The sequence below is a fragment of the Mesorhizobium sp. RCC_202 genome, assembly GCF_041355295.1.
GTDB lineage: Bacteria > Pseudomonadota > Alphaproteobacteria > Rhizobiales > Rhizobiaceae > Mesorhizobium.
Genome location: NZ_JBFUPO010000003.1, coordinates 446,291 through 464,627 on the forward strand (window position 1 = coordinate 446,291; position 18,337 = coordinate 464,627).

Sequence of the window (18,337 nt, forward strand, 5' to 3'; positions counted from 1 at the left end):
CTCGATGTCTATTCTTGTTCGCAGGATCAATGATGTTTGGCAGGAGTGGCACGGCTCCTCGATCGTCACCCAGATGGTCAGTAGCTACACCGCTGTTTACGGCGACGGCCGACAGGTCGAAACTCCTTGCGACCCTTATCCAGTCGAAATTCAGATGAATGGTGACAGCCTGCGCGGCTTCTACGATCAAGGCATCTGGACCCTTGAAGAAGTGGAAGCTGCCGGCGGCAAAATCGCGGTGCCGTTTGAAGTGCCTGAAGGCAACCAGACAGTCGGTGCACCGTCTTACGTCGAGACCGACGACGTCATCCAGCAGACCTTCGAATTGGAGAACATTCCGCCGCCGCCGGAGCCTCCTACCGCTGAAGACAAGGTAGGCTCGATGCTCGCGAGCTTCGACCTATCCGTCAGCGAACTGAAATCCGTACTTGGGCTCGGCGTCTGATGCTGCCCGGTATTGCGCTAACAGCTACGGCTCCTCTAAATTATCCGCTAAAGACTGTCATCACCAATTTGGGGCTGCTGGCTAACGCAAAGCTAATCCTCGATGCCGGTGACGCCGCAAGTTATGCCAGCGGTCAATCGTGGAACGATACAAGTGGTAACAACTACCATTTTATCCTCGGCGCAACCAACTCGGCGGAGGCGTCTGACCCAACCTTCAACGGCAACGCAGGCAGGCTGAGCGCCAACGAGTTCTGGAATTTTGACGGAGCTGACTACTTCACACTTGGGCAGGCCAACCCGACATGGGTCAACAACCTGCACAAGGATGGTGCCCAATTCGCAATGTGCGCCTGGCTTCAGTTTGCGTCCCTCAACGATAGCAATCTGATTTTCGGCACATTGGGAAACAGCGGAGCAAACGTCGGCATACGCTTTAGAGGCAATGTCAGCGGAAAGCTCAACATGGTCCCAGGTTCGTCGCAAACTCAGTTCAACAGCACGCTCAGCTACAGCATCGGGATATGGCAGTTCGTCGCTCTTTCCATAAATGAGAATGGTGGCGCATCAGCCGGCATCTGGCGTTGCAACGGCACATCGGAAACATTTAATCCCAACTATTCGGGTCCATCAGCATCGAATGCGAATTCTACGGCGCAGATCGGCGCTCAGGGGGCAGCAACGACCCCGTTTCCAAATGGGACAAAACTTGGAATGCTGGCCGCGTTCGAGGGTGCAGTCATATCTGACGCATCATTGGCAGCAATCTATGCCGCTACGCGTCGTCGCTATGGCGTTTGACCGTTCAGGGCTCGTCTTCGCTGTAAAACAGGATGAATAACACAGCGGTCGTGACAATGCCCAGCGCCGGTCCGACTAAATCGAATCCGCGCCACCAGAAATAAGCACTCCAGGGGGCAATGAATAGCGGCAGGGTCACGAACCAAAAGCCGGGCGTCGTGGCCCGAACGCCTAGCCTGATCCTCTCTAGAAATTTCGACATCAGTATTCGACCCCCAGCGCAAATAGTGGGGTGTCGCTTCAGGGGCGTCAAGCCCGGGTGCAGACCAACAGCCTCGAAAATCAGAACTTAAGAACCAGCCCTCAAGGTTGGAAAGGAATCCCCCATGGACCGCAACTTCGCGCGGGCGCTTGCGCTCGTCCTGAAATCCGAAGGCCGGTGGTCGGACAATCCAGCTGATCCTGGTGGCGCCACCATGGAAGGTGTCACGCTCGCCAACTTCCGCCGCTATGTGAAGGCCGATGCGACCAAAGCCGACCTTCGCAAGATCAGCGACGCCCAGATCGCCACCGTTTATCGCCGTTTCTACTGGGACGCGGTGGCCGGCGCCGAACTGCCGGACGGCATCGACTATGCCGTCTTCGACTTCGCGGTGAACAGCGGGCCGGGCAGGGCGGCGAAATATCTTCAGGCGGTGCTTGGTGTTGCCCAGGATGGCCGCATCGGCCCGGCGACGCTTGCCGCGGCCCGCGCAAAGCCGGCCGGCGTCGTTGTCGACGCGCTCTGCGATGCCCGGCTTGCCTTCCTCCAACGGCTGTCGACCTGGCCGAGCTTTGGCCGGGGCTGGAGCGTGCGCGTGGCTTCGGTGCGCCAGCAGGCGCTGCTGATGTCGATGGCGCCGGCTGCGGAGGCCACTTCGCAGGCACCGGCATCCACCGGCGGCACGCCGGCGCCTGCGGCCAGCGCCGGCGCGACAACAGCCGGAGCGCCTGCCGGCGACCCTGCCACGCCTGCGGCCAAGTCTCCGCCTTCGAGCGAATCCCCAACGCCGGGCAAGACGGCCGGTGTCCTTGCCCTGATCGCACTGGCGCTCGGCGCGGCCGCCGCCTGGGCCGCGCATCTTCCCTGCAACGTGCTTGGAGTGTTTTGCCAATGACCGCTGTCATCATCAGAATCGCGCTGCGCTATGTCGCTGCCGCGCTTGTCGCTCGGGGCCTGTTCGGCGCCGACGACGCCTCCGCATTTTCAACAGACCCGGACATTCAGGCCGCCATCGAAGCTGGCATTGGCCTCGCCATCGCTGCCGGCACCGAGTGGTGGCACTACCTCGCTCGCAAGTTCGGCTGGGAGCATTGACCATGGAAAATCTCAAATCGGTGCTTGTCGCCTATTTGGAAGCCGCCAAGCCCTATGCCATCGTCGGCGCGGCCTGCTTTGTCGCGGGCCTCTTCATCGGAGCGTTGCTATGAGCGCGCTTGTCGCCTGGTTTCTCAGCAATCCGACCATTCTTGCGATCGGCGCGGGCATCGTCGGCGCGCTCGGCTGGGGTTTTCAGCAGCGGCTCGCCGGCGCCAGGGCCGAGCGCGACAAGCAAGCGCAGGCAGAGGCTGCCGCCCGCACGCTTGCCGATCAGGTCGACGACGACATCGGCGCGCTGTCGGCACAAGCGATCAAAAAGGAGCTGAAGTCATGGGCAAGGGATTGATCGCCGTCGCCCTCGTCGCCGCGCTTGCCGGCTGCACGACGGCCAAGGGCGGATTCTGCGCTGTCTCCTCGCCGTTGCGTCTCTCCGCCAAGGCGGTCGATGCGCTGTCGGACGAAGAGGCAAGCGCGCTACTCGCTCACAATCGCAAAGGCGAAAAACTCTGCGGCTGGAGGCGCTGATGCACGACATCTTCGATCTGCTCGGCATCAAGGGCCAGGTTGTGGCGGCCGGCCTCGCCGGCGGCGTGCTGAGGGCGCTGTCGCGCCATCGCTACAAACTGCGCGAGATGGTGGCCTCGCCGATCTGCGGCGCTTTGGCCGCCGCTTATCTGACGCTGCCCACGGTCGCCTGGCTCGAGGCGAGCGGCCTGCCGATGCCCACGCCGGACGACACCACCACGCTTGCCGCCGCTTTTCTGATCGGCGTTTCGGCGATGTGGATTTCGGATATCGTCTTCGAGGTTTTGGTGCGACGCTTCAAGGCGGCGCGGGAAGAATAAGTCGCGCTGCCTTACGGGGCCTTGAACGCGACGGCAGGGAGCTCTTCCGTTCCCCAAAAGCTGCGGTTGCGAACATGCGCCAGACCGCGCGAGGCTTCGCTGCGGATCTTGTCGATCACTCGTTTGCGCCGATGCGGCGGATCGACCTGGATCAGTGTCGGAAGCACCTCGCCGCCGACGATGAACTGGCTCTGTGCGCACAGCGCGGGTGTCAGCTGATAGGTGGTGTTGAGCGAGCAGGTGAGCAGGGTCGGGCTGAACAGCACATGGTCGACAACGTGCCGCGCAGGCCCGGTGCGCCGGATGAGCTTTTGCGCGGCCACCCTGGACACAAGATAGCCGGCAGCGCCGACATGCTCACCCACAAGGCGCGCGACGGAATAGCCATTGCCGACGGCAACATGCTTGCGCGCCAACCGGACTTTGATGAAGAAGCTCTCCAGTTTGACGACGTCGGCGTCGCGCGGCACCCATTGATCGTCGGAGAGCAGCAGCCCCGCATCGGCGCTGAAGACGACGTCGTCTTCAAAGACGACGCCGTATCGGTCATTGCCGTCGGCGATGATCTGCCAGCACCGGCGGTGGCTGAGATAGCAGCAGACTTCCGCGGCGCTGAGCGAAGGCGTTGCCGCCACGCCGGCGGTGGCCGCGTCCAGCCCCGAAACGCGCTCAAAGGCAACGCCGATACGGGCAAATTGCGACGTCATATGCGCCAGCCTATCGGCCGATCGGTCGAGGTTAATTACCAGGTATTTCACCAAGATCACCCGTGTTCGATGGGGAGAGCGGATAGCACAGCGTCGCCGGGAAGCAAGCCCAGGCGCTTTTCGCCGGCTGCGGCGCCGGCGGGCGTGAGGCAAGCCAACGCCATCTTGTCTCTGCCAGACGCTTGAGCCGCTGGAAGAAGCAGGCCACAATTCCTATCTATGGAGCAATCCAAAGGAGGTATGACATGGCTTCTTCCACCGAACGCGCGGTCCTTGCCGGCGGCTGCTTCTGGGGCATGCAGGATCTGATCCGCCGTCTTCCCGGCGTGATCTCGACCCGGGTCGGCTACAGCGGCGGCGACGTACCCAACGCCACCTACCGCAACCACGGCACCCATGCCGAGGCGATCGAGATCATGTTCGATCCGACCAAGACCAGTTTCCGCGCGCTGCTCGAATTTTTCTTCCAGATCCACGATCCGACGACGAAGAACCGCCAGGGTAACGATGTCGGCCTGAGCTATCGCTCGGCGATCTTCTATGCCAACGATGAGCAGAAGCAGGTCGCGATAGACACGATCGCCGACGTCGATGCGTCTGGATTGTGGCCCGGCAAGGTCGTCACCGAACTCGCTCCGGTTGGCCCCTTCTGGGAGGCCGAGCCCGAGCACCAGGACTATCTGGAGCGCTATCCGAACGGCTATACCTGCCACTTCGCCCGACCGGGCTGGAAGCTTCCGGTCCGTCAACAGGCCGCAGCGTCATAAATCAGCGGGCAGGCTGTCTTTGACATAGCCGCCATCGCCTGGGAATTCCCGCCCGCCGTGCCGCAAGGCATGGCGGGCTTTTTTTGCGTTCCGGGCGAGTAGCCCGGGCGGTCAGCCCTTGGCTCGGCGACCTTCGTGGTCGTGGCTGCCGATCCAGTGAGCCCGGATGCGATCGCTGGCTTCGAGATATGCCATATCGATCAGATAAGTCAGAAGCTTCTCGCCGTCAGCTTCCGCTTTCTGGCGAAGCTCCCGCAATATCCCCTGCGCGAACTGCAGGTTTTCCATTTTGCTAGGCTGGTCCATGGGTGCCCCCAAATGTATGCGCGGTAAGTTTGGGCCACTATGCTTGTATGAAGGTTGTGGCCTCGCTCACGGTGAAGCTGTACTCGGTTGCACTAACGCTCGATCAACGAACCTGTTGGACATCGCGCAAAATTGTCGATATTTTACGTGCCCAATCGGGTAGGGACCATGCACGAAGACGAGGGCAGCACTCCTGACAAGTTGCAAGCCATGCTTGACGTGATTGCCAGGAGCGAACCTTCGAGCGAAAGCGGCGAGGCCGATTTCGGCAGGCTGCGAGCCGATGCCGCCAAGGCCGCCAGCGTGCTGATCGAATTTTACGGCGATGGAGCCCTGGAAAGGGCGAAGCTTATAGAGCGCCGGTCGCCCCAATCGCAATTTGCGCGCATGGTCACGGCGGAAGTCGGCCGGCGCGACAAGCTGCCGCCCAAAAGCTGATCCGCAAGGGGCTGGACGCGACAGTGGCAAGGGCTGCTTCAGGACGATTTGCGCCTCCCCGATCTCACCCCAAGCCGTTGCTCGACCTCTTCCTCGACGTTGTCGAGCAGATAGGACAACATGTCGTGCCCGATCGACTGCGCAATATCCTTGGCCTGTTCGACGTGGTTATGGACCTCGCGCAAGGCCTGCGCCTCGCATGCGGTATCCTGCGTCAGGTCGACGAACCAGCCAGGGTAGAGCGCGGCCTCGCCGCAATCGTCGACATAGCACTGGCCGACAGCCAGAATCTTGCGCAGGCCCATCTTTTCGGAACGAACCTTGTAGACTTCCCTGAAGCCCGCCCTTCGCTCTACCGCCTTGCGGATGGCCAGCCGAACCCGTGGGCGGTCGTCTCGCTCGATGCTTTGCATGCAGCGCTCAAGCGGCGCCCCATGCGAGAATTCGTCGAGCGTCAGCCCGAAATAGGCGGAAAGATTGGCATCGCCATAGACCCGGTCACGCTTGATGTCCCAGGTCCAGAACCCGTCAATAGGTGGATACCGCATGTGTATGTTGCAGCTACGTAAAGGCGCCGACGTCATGGAAACCGCCCCGTCCGGTTTCAAGATTCGAAAACACTATGTAGCGAAAATTGAAAGAAACAAAGATGGTCTTTTGTACAAGGTCCAAAGTCATACCGCACGCCGGATATTCGGATGTCGTATTTGATATATCCAGAAATAGCCGTATTTGAAAAATTTCTTGAACCGAAAGAATTTTCACTGCGGTATTGCAACCGCAGCTTGGTAGTTCACTCGATAAGTAAATCTACCAAAGGATGAAAGACCCCGAAGCTTGCATTATTCCTGGCTACAGGGGGCGTCTGCTAACATTCTTATATTTGTAAAACAAATAAAACCAGTGCGCGGTGTTGACTGAGACCGCGCCGGAGGTGGCCTTCAAGTATCTGCCATGGATGCTAATGGCGCTTCGCAAGACGGCAAACCGACCGCTGGTTGAAAATGCGAAATAGCGAGAAAAAGTGCAGCACGGCGCGACAATGGCCGCCGATTTCCGAGCCCGCTGATGGTGTTTCTCGACCGAAGATCATTCATGCTCAGACCTAAGTCTTACACAGGTCGCGGATTTAGGCCGACTTTCGCTGCCGCTCATCTATTTCAAAACCGGCGACAACCGAATCATCAGACACCCGGTCATGCTCGAATTGGCGTGCCTCGGGCACGGCTTGCAACCAGGGCTCGCGTCTGCCGATCCAGAGCTCGTAGCCCGGCACCAGCCCCTCCGTCGGAGCCACGTCCAGGCTGCCGATCGTCACCTCAACCTCGTCCTCGCCGACGAACGGAACGCGACCGCCGCAGGTCGGGCAAAAACTTCTGGCGCCATAGGTGCCGGTGATGCCGGTGGTTTCGAAAGCCTGTCGTGGCCACACGGCATAGGCATGGAAGACCGATCCGCTTGTCTTGCGGCAGTCCTTGCAATGGCAAAGGCCGACCCGTAGCGGCTCACCGCTCACCTGGAACTGCACGCCACCGCACAGGCAACTGCCGCTGCGTATGGTGTCGTTGGACATGACCGTTCCTCCTGCTGCCTGCCGTGGAAGGTTGCAGCGTTTCTTGCACCGCCGCGCAAGAAACGCCACTCAATTGGGGAAAAGGTTGGAGGCCGGCTCCCCGCAACGATAGACCCAGCATCCGCCATCCCGCGTCGGAACGCTGATGGAGATCGGTATTTCAGGCCAGTCGCACTCGACGCCGAACTGCCGCACGAAGCGGTCATAGGTGTTCGCACCAGTGGTTAGCACGACGGCATGGTTACTCTGGATCAGCGCGCGCGTTTGCGAGCACGTCATGGCGCGCGTATCCGGTCGCGCATAGGCAACGCTCGCGCTGCACAGGGCTATGCCGGTAACAAGCAGGATCGACAGGTTGTTCTTCATGCCACACCGGCTTCCAAATTGGTCCCGGTATCGAATATGGATCACGCCTAGAACACCGCAAGGTATTTGAGCAGCGAAATGATGCCGATGATGATGACGATGATCTGGGCGATCTGCTTCGCACGGGCATCGAGCGGCAGGCGCTGGACCAGATAGAGCACGAGGATGATCACCAGGAAAGTGATCAGGATACCGATAAGAATTGACGCGCCCATAGCCTGCAGTCTCCCTCTTGTCCTCAAGCTTGCCCGAAGCGGGCTGTTTCAAACGTGAGGCTCGCCAAATGGTTCCGGCGAGGGGCTGTGGAACGGAAGGCAGGCGGGCGCGTTGTTTAGCACCTTCGAATATTCAGGGAGGAAAGACATATTCCACACGACCACGATCGGCGCGTCGATTGCCGTCGCTGTTGCGCTGATGTTTTTGGCTCCCGCGAGACCTGTATCCAATCGCGGGCCGCCGATCGTTTCATTCCACTTCACGAACGCCGACTAAGCATCAACTCCTAGTGGCGGAACTCGCAAGCCGCTCGTGAGTTCATCTCCTCAAGAACAAGGCGGGACATCGGGCAAAACTAGGCGCGGGATCGCGCAGTCAGAAAGAGGAAGAAACCATGGGCCTCGGCACAATTCTCATCATCATTCTTATTCTTGCCTTGCTTGGCGGCTTCAGCGGCCTTGGCGGCGGACCGTTCTACGGTACGGGCTACTATGGCGGCGGCGGTCTCGGGCTCGTCCTGGTGATCGTCATCATCCTGGTCGTGCTCGGACGGATCTAGTTTAAGAGCGGTGTAGGGCGTCTCTGGGGCGGCTTGAGCCGTCCCGGAGCGGCGTGATCCGTCCCAGGACCGGCGCCGATATCTCTCAAGCCACAGCAAGTACATCCCGCAGTTTCGTCGCCAGTTGCTCCAGCGTGAAGGGTTTGGCGATGAAATGCACATCGTGGTCGAGCACGCCGTTGTGCACGACCGCGTTGCGGGTGAATCCGGTCATGAACACCACCTTCGCCGAAAGCCCGCGCTTTTTCGCTTCCTCCGCCAACTGGCGGCCATTCAAGCCCGGCATGACGATGTCGGTCAGCATCAGCGCGATCGCCGCGTTCTCCGCCAGCTTGCCCAGCGCCTCCTCGCTGCCGGCCGCCTCGATGACGGTGTAGCCGAGTTCGAGCAATATCGCGGACGTCGACGCCCGCACGCGGGCATCGTCCTCGACAAGCAGGATGGTTTCGGTCGCCGGCACATCGCTTCGGGCGCTTGCCTTTGCCGGCACCGCTTCTTCCGAACCGGTGAAACGGGGAAGGTAGATCTTGATCGTCGTGCCTTCGGCCGGCTCCGAATAGATTTTGACGTGCCCGCCGGATTGCTTGACGAAGCCGAACACCTGGCTCAGTCCCAGCCCGGTCCCCTTGGTCAGCGGCTTGGTCGTGAAGAACGGCTCGAAGGCTCTTGCGATCACGTCCGGCGGCATGCCGGTGCCGGTGTCGGTCACCGCGATCATGACATATTGTCCGGCCTTCACCTCCGGATGGTCCGCCGCATAGGCCTCGTCGAGATAGCAATTAGCCGTCTCGATGGTCAGCTTGCCTTTCTCGTCCATGGCATCGCGCGCGTTGACCGCCAGGTTGATGACCGCGTTTTCGACCTGGCTCGGATCGGCGTGCGTTTTCCACAGTCCGCCGGCCAGTACCGTCTCGATTTCGATCGCCTGGCCGAGCGTGCGGCGCAGCAGGTCCGACATGCCGGTGACCAGGCGGTTGGCGTCGACGATTTGCGGCGCCAGCGGCTGCTGCCTGGAAAAGGCAAGCAGCCTTGCCGTCAGGTTGGCGGCGCGGGCCGCGGCGTCGGCGGCTGCTTCGACAAAACTCTGCACGTCGTACTCACCACGCGAAAGCTTGCGCTGCGCCAGGTTCATGGCGCTGGTGATGACGGCCAGCATGTTGTTGAAATCATGGGCGATGCCGCCGGTGAGTTGGCCGACGGCTTCCATCTTCTGCACCTGGCGAAGTTGTGCTTCAGCCTTTTCGCGCGTCTCGATCTCGTTGACCAGCGCCGCATTCTTGGCGCTCAGCTCATTTTGGGCGGCGACCACCGCGCTGAAGCGGCGGCTGGACTGGCGGATTGTGTAGATGCCGAGCAGGAAGATGCCGAGCAGCGCCGCGAATGAGCCGACGCGCAGCCAGCCCTCGATCTCTTCCATGCGCAAGGCGCGGGCGTTGAGGCTGGCGCCGTCGATGCGCCGGATCGCGTCGATATTGGCGCGGATCTGATCCATGTCCAGCTTGCCGCGGCCGCTGCGCACGACATCCAGCGCCTTCGCCATGTTGCCGCTGTCGTAAAGCCGGATCGTTTCGGCCAGTTCGGCCTGCTTGCGGGCCAGCGCATCCTTGATGCCCACCACCTGCTGCGCCCGGTCGCTGCCTGCCGGCAACATCTCGTCGACGCGCGCAAGCAAGACCGGCATCCCTTCAAGCGCGTGCTGGTAGGGCTGGAGGTAGCTCTTCTCACCGGTCAGCAGATAGCCGCGCTGGCCGGTTTCGGCATCCTGGACGAGCGAAAGCAGACCCGAAAGCAATTGCTGCGCCTCGATCGCCTCGCGGCTGGCGTCGCGGTCGGTGATCTGGGCTTCGGCAAGAATGGCGCGCGCGCCGATGATCGCGGCGACGATGGCAAAGCCGGCAAGCAGGGGTAGCGCTTGCCAGCGCAGGGCGCGTCGCAGTCGTGCGATCATTGTCTTGCCGGGCCTGAGGAGATCGTGAAGTTCGGCAAGTGGTAAGCGCCGGCAACGCGCAAGGCAATAGTCAGGTCCAGCGCCGGTGCGGCACGAGCGCCAGGCGCCGACGGCGGGGCCGCTCTTGGACCGCGACGGTCCTCGATCGCTAGCCGGTTTCTTGTCCGCCGCAATCCAGGCACGCGATGCTTTGCCCCGGACAACTGAGCCGGTGCGTGCCTTCCGGGCAGCAATGGCCGTTCGAACTCAGCCAGCGCGCGCACACGAAAATCTGCTTTGCCCCGCGACAGCGGGGGCATTCCTGTGGATGCGTCTCTCTTTGCGGGATACGACGCTCCGCCTCAACGACCGTGTTCATCCGTTTCGTCCCCAACGCCTGGGATTATCGGTCAGATATGTTTCAGCATTCTTTACATTAGGGTTTTGGAATATTGAAGTGACGAAAGCGGCGCGAAAAAAGTTTCGGCCGCCGGGCGCTTCCCCTTTTCGCCGCCCTCGTTAAATGTGATGCGGCGAAGCATCGGCAGTCTTGGCCGGGCACGGCAGCCAGCGGGGATTTCTCCTAAATGACATGGACAGGCGCGGGCGCGCTTCTCATCCTCGTGCTGACCTATGCCGGCGTTGCGGTCGGCCGCATCCCCGGCCTCAGGCTTGACCGCGCCGGTATCGCGCTGCTGGGGGGCGCCGCCATGATCGCGATCGGCGCGATCGGCATCGAGGATGCCTACAAGGCGATCAATTTCGACACCATCACGCTCTTGCTCGGCATGATGATCGTGGTCGCGCATCTGAAAGTCTCGGGCGCATTCCGCGCGCTTGGCGGCTACGCCATCGAGCACGCGCATGCGCCGTTCATGCTTCTGGTGATGGTGACGCTGCTTACCGGCGTGCTCTCGGCCTTTCTGGTCAATGACGCGATCTGCCTGGTGATGGCGCCGATCGTCGTCCACGTCACCCGCGTCATCAACCGCAATCCGGTGCCATATCTTATCGCCACCTGCACGGCTTCCAACTGCGGCAGCGTCGCCACCATCACCGGCAACCCGCAGAACATGGTGATCGGCGCGCTGTCGGGCATTTCCTATCCGGCCTTCGCGCTGGCCCTGGCGCCGGTGGCGCTGTTCGGCCTTGCCGCCGTCGTGGTTATCATCCGCATTGTCTACCGCGCCGAATTCTCACGCAACGCCGAGCTCAGCCCGGAAGTCTATCGCGGCCGCATGTTGCCCGGGCAGGTGCTCAAGGCCATCGTTGTCTGCATCGCGCTGGCAATCGCCTTCTTCGCCGGCGTGCCGGTCGCTAAGGCGGCGTTGATTGCCGGAGCGCTTCTGCTCGTCACCCGCGCGATCAAGCCGCAGCGCATCTACCGCGAGATCGACGGGCCGCTCTTGTTCATGTTCGCCGGGCTGTTCGTCGTGGTCGCAGGCGCCGAACGCACGCTGCTCACCCCGGACATGATCGCCTCGGCAAAGACCATCGGCCTCGACGATGTCTGGCGTCTGTCCGGCTTCACCGCGGTGCTGTCCAACATCATGAGCAACGTGCCGGCGGTGCTGGCTCTCACGCCCTTTATCCCAGGGCTCGAAAACCCCGAGCGTGCCTGGCTGGTGGTGGCGATGAGCTCGACGCTGGCCGGCAATTTCACGCTGCTGGGTTCCGTCGCCAACCTTATCGTCGCCGAGCAGGCCAAGGCTGCCGGCAAGGAACTTTCCTTCTCCGCCTTCTTCAAGATCGGCGTGCCGCTCACCTTGCTGACGCTTGCCGCCGGCACCGCCTGGCTCGCTTTCACCGCCTGATTTCCAAGTTTTCTCACCCTCGGTAAAATCTTCTGCGCCTAGTCATCGAAGCGATTGCGCAAACGTTTCGATGACTCTATGGTTTCGTGAAAATCCGCCACAGAGCGGATGGGAAACGCAATCTTAGGGAGGAGCGCTTGCCAGCACTGCGCTTGTATCGCCATGCCGACCATGGCTGAGGTCGCGCGCCGCGCCGGCGTCTCGATTTCGACCGTATCGCATGTCGTCAACCGCACGCGCTTCGTCTCGCCGGAGAAGGCGCAGCTGATCAATGACGCCATCGCAGCCATGGGCTACCAGCCCAACGAATTGGCGCGCTCGCTCAAAGTGGCCTCGACCAACAGCGTCGGCCTCGCCATCTCGGCGATTTCCAATCCCTATTTCACCGACATCATCTGCGCGGTCGAGGCCGAGTGCGCGCGGCTCGGCCTGATGGTCTTTCTCTCCGACACGCAGGAGGACCCCGACCGCGAGCTGCAAGTGGTGCGCGCCTTCCATCAGCGGCGCGTCGACGGCGTCATCCTGGCGCCGTCCGGCTCGCCGCAGCGTGCCATCGACTATCTTGCCGACAAGAAACTGCCTTGCGTTCTGATCGACCGCTTCGCCGACGACCGCTTCGACCAGATCGGCGTCGAGAACGACACCGCGATGCGGGCGCTGATCGACCATGTCGCCTCGTTCGGCCATAGACGCATCGGCTACATTGCCGGACAGCCGGGGCTGGCCACCACGCGCGAGCGCATCGAGGCGTTCCAGGCTTCGCTCGCCGCCAATGGACTTGAGTGCGACGAGCACTATGTCTCGCCTGAAAATGTCGACACGGCGAGCGCCACGGCATCGACGCATGCGATCCTGTCGCTGCCTACGCCGCCCACCGCTTTGGTCACCGGCAACAACATGACCACCATCGGAGCAGTTCGCGCCGTCCGCGAGAGGGGCCTTTCGATCCCCCGCGATCTGTCGCTGGTCGGCTTCGACGATTTCGAATGGGCCGATTGTTTCGAGCCGCGCCTGACGCTGGTCGAGCAGCCCTGCACCGACATCGGCAGGCAAGCCGCCGCGCTGCTCAGCGCCCGCATCGCTTCCAGCGACGCCCCGCCGCGCGCCGTGCGGCTGCAGGCGACATTGCAGGCCCGCCAGTCCTGCGCGAGGCCAAGATGAGCGCGCCGCTGTTGTCCATGACCGGCGCGGTCAAAAGCTTCGGCGGGGCCCAGGCGCTGCGCGGCGTCGACTTCGACTTGAAGGCCGGGGAGATCCACGCGCTGCTCGGCGAGAACGGCGCCGGCAAGTCGACGCTGATGAACCTCCTTTCGGGCGTCCACACGCCGGATGAGGGCGAGATCCGCATCGACGGCAATAAGGTCACCTTCAACAATCCGCGCGAAGCCCAGGCAGCCGGCATCGCCACCATTTTCCAGGAACTCGACCTCGTGCCGTCGCTCGACGTCGCGGCGAACCTCTTCCTCGGCCGCGAGCTGATGCGCGGCGGCATGCTCGACGTGCCGGCGATGCGCCGCGAGGCGAAGAAGCGGCTTGAGGCGATCGAGCTTGCCATCGACCCCGCGCGCCTTGTCGCTGATCTCTCCATCGGCCAGCGCCAGGTGGTGGCGATCGTCAAGGCGCTGTCCTATGCCTCGCGCGTGCTGATCATGGACGAGCCGACGGCAGCACTCACTGTCGGCGAGGTCGAGCGCCTGTTCGACATCATGCGCAAGCTCGCCGCCACCGGCGTCGGCATCGTCTACATCTCGCACCGGCTGGAGGAAGTGCCCGAGATCGCCGACCGCGTGACGGTGATGCGCGACGGCCGCGTCGCCGGCGTCACCGAGCCGCATGCGCCGCAGGCCGAGCTGGTGCGGCTGCTGGTCGGGCGTCCGCTGGACGAGCTTTATCCCGCGCGGGCAAAAAGCGCCGGCAAGACGCTGCTCAGCCTCAAGCATGCCAGCTTCAAGCTGGCCAACCAGAGCGCCGGCTGGCAGCCGCCGGACGATGTTTCGCTCGAGGTCAGGCAAGGCGAAATCGTTGGCCTTGCCGGCATCATGGGGGCAGGGCGCACCGAGCTTTTGTCCGCGCTCTACGGCACCGGCCTAGCCGGCCGCTGGCAGGGCGAGGTGGCGGTCGACGGCAAGCCGGTGAAGCTCCACTCCATCCACGCGGCGCGCAAGGCCGGCATCGCCTTCGTCACCGACGACCGGCGCGGCAGCGGCCTGATGCTCAGGATGGCGGTCGGCCTCAACCTGGTGATGTCGGTGATCCGCCGCATCTCGCCGGCTGGCCTGATGTCGCCGCGCCGCCAGGCCGAAGCGATCAAACAATCCTTCGGCCAGTTCGACATCCGCCCGAAGAACCCGGAGATTTCGGTCGGCTCGCTGTCGGGCGGCAACCAGCAGAAGGTGGTGCTGGCCAAGGAGATCCTCGGCAACCCGCGTTTGCTGCTGCTCGACGAGCCGACGCGCGGCGTCGATGTCGGCGCCAAGGGCGAGATTTACGCAAGGCTGCGGGCGCTCGCCGCCCAGGGGCTGGGCATACTGGTCGCTTCCAGCGAGATGCCGGAGCTGATCGGGCTTTGCGACCGCATCGTGGTGCTGCGCCAGGGGCGCAATGTGGCGGAATTTTTGGGCGGCGTCGACGAGCACACGGTGCTTGCCGCGGCCAATGGCAAGGAGGCCTGATGTCGGATCAGAAGATTGAGGTGGCGGCCAATCCGGCGATGCCGTCGGCGCCTAAGCGTCGCGTCGACCCGCTGTCGCTGGTCGTGCGCTTCCAGAGCCTGATCGGCCTGGTGCTGGTGGCGATCGGCGGCATCATCTTCTCGCCCAGGCGCCACGGCGAGATCCTGTTCCTCAACCCCGACAACATCGCCAACATCGTGCGCGCCGTGTCCGAGACCGGCATCATCGCCATCGGCATGACCTTCGTCATCATCACCGCCGGCATCGACCTGTCGGTCGGCGCGGTGCTCGGCCTCTCCAGTGTCGTCACCGCATCGATGATGATTTCCGGCGGCTTCGGCCTGATCCCGACGATTCTGGCCGTGCTCGTCATGGGCATCGTCTTCGGCATTGTCCAGGGCACGATCTCGACGCGCTTCCGGCTGGAGCCCTTCATCGTGACGCTCGCCGGCCTGCAGGCCGCTCGGGGCCTGGCGCTGATCGTCTCCGGCAACCAGTACATCAACATCTCCTATGGCGACGGGCCAGGCCTGGCGCCGCCGGTGTTCGCGGTGCTGGGCGAGCGGCTGTTCGACAACACCGTGCCGGTGGCGACCATCGTCTTCATCATCTTCGCGGCCATCGCCACCCTGGTGCTCAACACCACGCGCTTCGGCCGCTACGTCTATGCCGTCGGCGGCAACGAGCGCGCCGCGCGCATTTCAGGCGTGCCCGTCTCGATGGTGAAAATAGCGGTCTATGCCATCACCGGCTTTGCCTCGGCGCTCGCCGGCATCGTGCACGCCGGCCAGTTCAATTTCGGCAGCGCCAATGACGGCATGGGCTATGAGCTGACGGCGATTGCCGCAGTCGTCATCGGCGGCACCAGCCTGTTCGGCGGCGCCGGCTCGATGGTCGGCACGGTGGCCGGCACCATCATGCTCGGCGCCTTGGCCAACATCCTTCAGCTCAACAACATCACGCCCGCCACGCAGCTGCTCGCGACCGCCGCGATCATCGTCTTGGCGGCAGTGCTTCAATCCCTCGTACGCCGCCGCGAGGGTTTGGGACGATAGGAGGCCGGCGGCACCGGGAAGAGACTGTAACCAAAGGTCCGGCATCCCCGCCGGACGAGGAGGAGAATGGATATGAGAACGACAACAGGATCGCGCGTGCTGAAGGCCGCGCTTCTGGCAGGGGCGGGCCTTTGCATCGCGGGCAGCGCCTATGCCGCCGACCCGCTGGTAAAGGCCTGCTCGAAGGACGGCCAGTTCGTCATCGGCTTTTCGCAGGCCAACAACGCCGAGCCCTATCGCCAGCACGTCAATGACGAGCTGACGGCGGCGGCCAAGGAAGTGCCGGGCTTCACGCTGCAGATCGCCGACGGCGCCGGCAACGTCAACACGCAGACCTCGCAGGTCGACAATTTCATCACCCAGAAGGTCGACATCTTGTTGATCTCGCCCTTCGAGGCCGCACCGCTGACGCCGGCCGTGAAGCGCGCCATGGATGCCGGCATCCCGGTGATCGAGCTCGACCGCAAGACCGTCGGCGACCCCGGCAAGGACTACACCGCCTTCATCGGCGGCGACAATTTCAAGATCGCCGAGGAAGCCGGCAAGTTCACGGCCACGAAGCTCTTGCCCGATGGCGGCGAGGCGGCGGTGCTGGAAGGCCTGCCGAGCTCGACGCCGGCTGTGGAGCGCCTGAACGGCTTCAAGGAAGGCGTGAAAGGCAATGCAAAGATCCAGATCGTCGCCGAGCAGGCCGCCGACTGGGTTCCGGATAAAGCCCAGACCGCCTTTGCCGCCATGCTGCAGGCGCACCCCGACATCAAGGTGCTCTACGCTTCCAACGACATGATGGCGGCCGGCGCGCTGCTTGCCGCCAAAGGCGCCGGCAAGGACGTCAAGATCATCGGCACCGACGGCCTGCCCGGACCTGCCGGCGGCATCGAGGCGGTGGCCAAGGGCGACTGGGCGGCGACCTTCACCTACCCGACCGGCGCCAAGGAAGCGATCGACATGTCGAAGAAGATCCTGCTCGACTGCGCGACCTCGGTGGACGCGACGGTGACGGTGGACACCACCGCGATCACGGCCGAGAACGCCAAGGCGCTGGCGGGGAAGTAGGGCAGGGCTCTACAATTGGAGATGTTACGAAAAGGCCCCCGAAAGGGGGCCTTTTTTGCTTATGGGCCGAGGCCAATCGCAGATGGCGGCGCCGGCCCCCTCATCCGGCCGCTTCGCGGCCACCTTCTCCCCGAGGGGGAGAAGAGATCGGCGGCAGCGCTGGCAATCTCCTCGCCCCTTGGGGAGAGGTCAGCCGAGCGAAGCGGAGGCTGGGTGAGGGACAGCGCTGCCAGATGCGATTATCCTGCCTCACAGGGGCAGGACCGCCACGGCCTGGACCTATCGCCCAACCCGCCCACCTCGCTCATCAACCTCAATGACACGCCGCCACGGTCTTCAGCGCCTCCACGCGCGAAGTCTGCGGCAAATTCCCGATCCGCCGTACGGCGGCGTAGAATCTCGGATAGTCGTCGCCGCACAAATCGAACAGCCGAAGAAACGCCGGAACTTGTTCGCCATAGACCGACGTCGCGGCAAGCTTTGCGTTGTTGATGGGCGCGGCGAACCAGGCGTCATAGCCCCGGTATCCGCCCCAGTGCGTGTCGCGCATCTGCCGGTAGCGCACCCGCAGCCTGTCGATCGCGGCTGCCTTGGCCGCCGCCATCTGCTTCGGGGCACGGGGGCTGCCGTAGACCTGCGCCAACTCGACCCGCGTCTCAGCAATCAGCCGCAGGAAATCGGCGCTGCGCCGGCGGTTCGTTTCGTAGCGCCGCAGCCCGGCGCTGTTGCCCGTGGCGCGCAGCCATTTCCTTGTGCCGGTGGTTTCGACCGAGACCGCGAAAGCCTCGTTGAACGCCGAATCGTTGTTCACATAGATTTTCTGATGCGCCAGCTCATGAAAGATGAGGCTGGCGATATAGGAATCGTCCTGGCGCAGCATGGTCGAGAGCAGCGGGTCGCTGAACCAGCCCAGCGTCGAATAGGCGGTGACGCCCGAGATGTAGACGTCGAGCCCCTTTCGCTTCAGGTCGGCCGCACTTTCCACCGCCGATTTCGCGGAAAAGTAGCCCTTGTAAGGAACGCAGCCGAACACCGGAAAGCACCACGTCACCGGCGCGAGCGAAAATTGCGGCGCGGCAAAAACCGCATAGGTCACATTGTCCCGGCCGATGTCGACATAAGAGCGGTAGCTCGAGTTATCGGGCTCCGCCAGTTCGTCCGTGGCAAAGCGACGTATGGCGCTGGCCTTCGTCAGCTTGGCGCGCAACGGTGCCGGCGTTGAAGGATTTTGGATGAGGCCCGCAACATTCTTCCGTGCGGCCATGATCTCGACATGGCCGGCGACAGACTGCGCGTAATAGGAAACGCCGGTGCAGCCGGTGAGGGTGGACGCCAGGAGGAAGGCGGCGAGCCATCGAAAAACGCGCTTCACAGCTTGGCCACCGCTTGATCGTCTCCCGTGGAGCAAATGCCCGTTTGCTCCCGTGTCTCAAACAGGCGCGCGAATTTTCGTCAAGAGCTGGAGGGGGCAGCAGCTCGGGCTTTAGCAAG

Annotated in this window: 23 protein-coding genes; 15 read left to right on the top strand and 8 right to left on the bottom strand. The window is 62.9% G+C overall.

The window, feature by feature from the left end; genetic code table 11:
* The first annotated feature begins 4 nt into the window (after nt 1-4).
* The 7 genes from AB6802_RS09615 to AB6802_RS09645 all read left to right on the top strand — a co-directional run bounded on the left by AB6802_RS09615 (nt 5) and on the right by AB6802_RS09645 (nt 3,390).
* Entirely contained in the window at nt 5-445 is a 441-nt protein-coding gene (locus AB6802_RS09615) for a hypothetical protein (RefSeq protein ID WP_371009834.1), read from the top strand.
* Nucleotides 445-1,245, top strand: a complete 801-nt coding sequence (locus AB6802_RS09620) for a hypothetical protein (protein WP_371009835.1) — start codon at nt 445-447, stop codon at nt 1,243-1,245. The genes AB6802_RS09615 and AB6802_RS09620 overlap by 1 nt, the downstream gene beginning before the upstream one ends.
* A 326-nt stretch (nt 1,246-1,571) precedes the next feature.
* Nucleotides 1,572-2,342 (top strand): glycoside hydrolase family 108 protein, encoded by a 771-nt coding sequence (locus AB6802_RS09625; protein ID WP_371009836.1) that lies wholly within the window; start codon nt 1,572-1,574, stop codon nt 2,340-2,342.
* Entirely contained in the window at nt 2,339-2,542 is a 204-nt protein-coding gene (locus AB6802_RS09630) for a hypothetical protein (protein ID WP_371009837.1), read from the top strand. The genes AB6802_RS09625 and AB6802_RS09630 overlap by 4 nt, the downstream gene beginning before the upstream one ends.
* Nucleotides 2,543-2,651: 109 nt before the next feature.
* A complete protein-coding gene (locus tag AB6802_RS09635) occupies nt 2,652-2,891 on the top strand; it encodes an ABC transporter permease (protein WP_371009838.1) in 240 nt (79 codons plus the stop codon).
* Complete coding sequence (locus AB6802_RS09640) at nt 2,876-3,070, top strand: hypothetical protein (protein ID WP_371009839.1); 195 nt, start codon at nt 2,876-2,878, stop codon at nt 3,068-3,070. The genes AB6802_RS09635 and AB6802_RS09640 overlap by 16 nt, the downstream gene beginning before the upstream one ends.
* Nucleotides 3,070-3,390, top strand: coding sequence for a hypothetical protein (locus AB6802_RS09645; RefSeq protein ID WP_371009840.1), 321 nt, complete (start codon nt 3,070-3,072; stop codon nt 3,388-3,390). The genes AB6802_RS09640 and AB6802_RS09645 overlap by 1 nt, the downstream gene beginning before the upstream one ends.
* Nucleotides 3,391-3,401: 11 nt before the next feature.
* On the opposite strand, the gene AB6802_RS09650 is transcribed toward AB6802_RS09645, so the two are convergent.
* Nucleotides 3,402-4,148, bottom strand: a complete 747-nt coding sequence (locus AB6802_RS09650) for a glycosyltransferase family 25 protein (RefSeq protein WP_371009841.1) — start codon at nt 4,146-4,148, stop codon at nt 3,402-3,404.
* Between the two features lie 194 nt (nt 4,149-4,342).
* On the opposite strand from AB6802_RS09650, the gene msrA reads away from it, so the two are divergent.
* Nucleotides 4,343-4,864: a peptide-methionine (S)-S-oxide reductase MsrA gene (gene msrA / locus AB6802_RS09655; protein WP_371009842.1), complete on the top strand. Its 522-nt coding sequence runs from the start codon at nt 4,343-4,345 to the stop codon at nt 4,862-4,864.
* A gap of 111 nt (nt 4,865-4,975) precedes the next feature.
* Here msrA and AB6802_RS09660 read toward each other — a convergent pair whose 3' ends face one another.
* On the bottom strand, nt 4,976-5,152 hold the full coding sequence (locus tag AB6802_RS09660) for a hypothetical protein (RefSeq protein ID WP_371009843.1): 177 nt from the start codon (nt 5,150-5,152) through the stop codon (nt 4,976-4,978).
* Nucleotides 5,153-5,380: 228 nt separating this feature from the next.
* On the opposite strand from AB6802_RS09660, the gene AB6802_RS09665 reads away from it, so the two are divergent.
* Nucleotides 5,381-5,608: a hypothetical protein gene (locus AB6802_RS09665; protein WP_371009844.1), complete on the top strand. Its 228-nt coding sequence runs from the start codon at nt 5,381-5,383 to the stop codon at nt 5,606-5,608.
* Nucleotides 5,609-5,646: 38 nt separating this feature from the next.
* Here AB6802_RS09665 and AB6802_RS09670 read toward each other — a convergent pair whose 3' ends face one another.
* From AB6802_RS09670 to AB6802_RS09685, 4 genes are all read right to left on the bottom strand, one after another.
* Nucleotides 5,647-6,156, bottom strand: a complete 510-nt coding sequence (locus AB6802_RS09670) for a hypothetical protein (protein ID WP_371009845.1) — start codon at nt 6,154-6,156, stop codon at nt 5,647-5,649.
* Nucleotides 6,157-6,737: 581 nt separating this feature from the next.
* The gene (locus tag AB6802_RS09675; protein WP_371009846.1) at nt 6,738-7,181 is read right to left on the bottom strand and encodes a GFA family protein; all 444 of its coding nucleotides are present in this window, start codon (nt 7,179-7,181) and stop codon (nt 6,738-6,740) included.
* 69 nt (nt 7,182-7,250) lie between these two features.
* Nucleotides 7,251-7,547, bottom strand: coding sequence for a hypothetical protein (locus tag AB6802_RS09680; protein ID WP_371009847.1), 297 nt, complete (start codon nt 7,545-7,547; stop codon nt 7,251-7,253).
* Nucleotides 7,548-7,594: 47 nt separating this feature from the next.
* Nucleotides 7,595-7,762 carry a Thivi_2564 family membrane protein gene (locus AB6802_RS09685; RefSeq protein WP_371009848.1) on the bottom strand — a complete coding sequence of 56 codons (168 nt, stop codon included), beginning with the start codon at nt 7,760-7,762 and terminating at the stop codon, nt 7,595-7,597.
* A gap of 395 nt (nt 7,763-8,157) precedes the next feature.
* Between AB6802_RS09685 and AB6802_RS09690 the strand changes: the two genes are divergently transcribed.
* The gene (locus AB6802_RS09690) at nt 8,158-8,322 is read left to right on the top strand and encodes a DUF3309 family protein (RefSeq protein WP_082048942.1); all 165 of its coding nucleotides are present in this window, start codon (nt 8,158-8,160) and stop codon (nt 8,320-8,322) included.
* Nucleotides 8,323-8,407: 85 nt separating this feature from the next.
* Here AB6802_RS09690 and AB6802_RS09695 read toward each other — a convergent pair whose 3' ends face one another.
* The gene (locus AB6802_RS09695) at nt 8,408-10,270 is read right to left on the bottom strand and encodes a CHASE3 domain-containing protein (protein ID WP_371009849.1); all 1,863 of its coding nucleotides are present in this window, start codon (nt 10,268-10,270) and stop codon (nt 8,408-8,410) included.
* 566 nt (nt 10,271-10,836) lie between these two features.
* Here AB6802_RS09695 and AB6802_RS09700 point away from each other — a divergent pair.
* From AB6802_RS09700 to AB6802_RS09720, 5 genes are all read left to right on the top strand, one after another.
* Nucleotides 10,837-12,063, top strand: a complete 1,227-nt coding sequence (locus tag AB6802_RS09700) for an anion transporter (RefSeq protein ID WP_371009850.1) — start codon at nt 10,837-10,839, stop codon at nt 12,061-12,063.
* A 162-nt stretch (nt 12,064-12,225) separates the two neighbouring features.
* Nucleotides 12,226-13,224 carry a LacI family DNA-binding transcriptional regulator gene (locus AB6802_RS09705; protein WP_371009851.1) on the top strand — a complete coding sequence of 333 codons (999 nt, stop codon included), beginning with the start codon at nt 12,226-12,228 and terminating at the stop codon, nt 13,222-13,224.
* Nucleotides 13,221-14,735, top strand: coding sequence for a sugar ABC transporter ATP-binding protein (locus AB6802_RS09710; RefSeq protein WP_371009852.1), 1,515 nt, complete (start codon nt 13,221-13,223; stop codon nt 14,733-14,735). Before AB6802_RS09705 ends, AB6802_RS09710 begins: the two co-directional genes overlap by 4 nt.
* On the top strand, nt 14,735-15,790 hold the full coding sequence (locus AB6802_RS09715; RefSeq protein WP_371009853.1) for an ABC transporter permease: 1,056 nt from the start codon (nt 14,735-14,737) through the stop codon (nt 15,788-15,790). Before AB6802_RS09710 ends, AB6802_RS09715 begins: the two co-directional genes overlap by 1 nt.
* Nucleotides 15,791-15,862: 72 nt before the next feature.
* Nucleotides 15,863-16,846 carry a substrate-binding domain-containing protein gene (locus tag AB6802_RS09720; RefSeq protein WP_371009854.1) on the top strand — a complete coding sequence of 328 codons (984 nt, stop codon included), beginning with the start codon at nt 15,863-15,865 and terminating at the stop codon, nt 16,844-16,846.
* A 313-nt stretch (nt 16,847-17,159) separates the two neighbouring features.
* Here AB6802_RS09720 and AB6802_RS09725 read toward each other — a convergent pair whose 3' ends face one another.
* Complete coding sequence (locus AB6802_RS09725) at nt 17,160-18,218, bottom strand: aminopeptidase (RefSeq protein ID WP_371009855.1); 1,059 nt, start codon at nt 18,216-18,218, stop codon at nt 17,160-17,162.
* Nucleotides 18,219-18,337: the final 119 nt, after the last annotated feature.

Excerpts from the sequence above, each read along its gene's own strand:
- AB6802_RS09700 (WP_371009850.1), top strand. The coding sequence starts at position 10,837 with ATGACATGGACAGGCGCGGGCGCGCTTCTCATCCTCGTGCTGACCTAT.
- AB6802_RS09705 (WP_371009851.1), top strand. The coding sequence starts at position 12,226 with ATGCCGACCATGGCTGAGGTCGCGCGCCGCGCCGGCGTCTCGATTTCG.
- AB6802_RS09695 (WP_371009849.1), bottom strand. The coding sequence starts at position 10,270 with ATGATCGCACGACTGCGACGCGCCCTGCGCTGGCAAGCGCTACCCCTG.
- AB6802_RS09670 (WP_371009845.1), bottom strand. The coding sequence starts at position 6,156 with ATGCGGTATCCACCTATTGACGGGTTCTGGACCTGGGACATCAAGCGT.
- AB6802_RS09675 (WP_371009846.1), bottom strand. The coding sequence starts at position 7,181 with ATGTCCAACGACACCATACGCAGCGGCAGTTGCCTGTGCGGTGGCGTG.
- AB6802_RS09615 (WP_371009834.1), top strand. The coding sequence starts at position 5 with ATGTCTATTCTTGTTCGCAGGATCAATGATGTTTGGCAGGAGTGGCAC.
- AB6802_RS09660 (WP_371009843.1), bottom strand. The coding sequence starts at position 5,152 with ATGGAAAACCTGCAGTTCGCGCAGGGGATATTGCGGGAGCTTCGCCAG.
- AB6802_RS09640 (WP_371009839.1), top strand. The coding sequence starts at position 2,876 with ATGGGCAAGGGATTGATCGCCGTCGCCCTCGTCGCCGCGCTTGCCGGC.
- AB6802_RS09625 (WP_371009836.1), top strand. The coding sequence starts at position 1,572 with ATGGACCGCAACTTCGCGCGGGCGCTTGCGCTCGTCCTGAAATCCGAA.
- msrA (WP_371009842.1), top strand. The coding sequence starts at position 4,343 with ATGGCTTCTTCCACCGAACGCGCGGTCCTTGCCGGCGGCTGCTTCTGG.
- AB6802_RS09635 (WP_371009838.1), top strand. The coding sequence starts at position 2,652 with ATGAGCGCGCTTGTCGCCTGGTTTCTCAGCAATCCGACCATTCTTGCG.
- AB6802_RS09665 (WP_371009844.1), top strand. The coding sequence starts at position 5,381 with ATGCTTGACGTGATTGCCAGGAGCGAACCTTCGAGCGAAAGCGGCGAG.
- AB6802_RS09710 (WP_371009852.1), top strand. The coding sequence starts at position 13,221 with ATGAGCGCGCCGCTGTTGTCCATGACCGGCGCGGTCAAAAGCTTCGGC.
- AB6802_RS09690 (WP_082048942.1), top strand. The coding sequence starts at position 8,158 with ATGGGCCTCGGCACAATTCTCATCATCATTCTTATTCTTGCCTTGCTT.
- AB6802_RS09715 (WP_371009853.1), top strand. The coding sequence starts at position 14,735 with ATGTCGGATCAGAAGATTGAGGTGGCGGCCAATCCGGCGATGCCGTCG.
- AB6802_RS09645 (WP_371009840.1), top strand. The coding sequence starts at position 3,070 with ATGCACGACATCTTCGATCTGCTCGGCATCAAGGGCCAGGTTGTGGCG.
- AB6802_RS09720 (WP_371009854.1), top strand. The coding sequence starts at position 15,863 with ATGAGAACGACAACAGGATCGCGCGTGCTGAAGGCCGCGCTTCTGGCA.
- AB6802_RS09620 (WP_371009835.1), top strand. The coding sequence starts at position 445 with ATGCTGCCCGGTATTGCGCTAACAGCTACGGCTCCTCTAAATTATCCG.
- AB6802_RS09685 (WP_371009848.1), bottom strand. The coding sequence starts at position 7,762 with ATGGGCGCGTCAATTCTTATCGGTATCCTGATCACTTTCCTGGTGATC.
- AB6802_RS09630 (WP_371009837.1), top strand. The coding sequence starts at position 2,339 with ATGACCGCTGTCATCATCAGAATCGCGCTGCGCTATGTCGCTGCCGCG.
- AB6802_RS09680 (WP_371009847.1), bottom strand. The coding sequence starts at position 7,547 with ATGAAGAACAACCTGTCGATCCTGCTTGTTACCGGCATAGCCCTGTGC.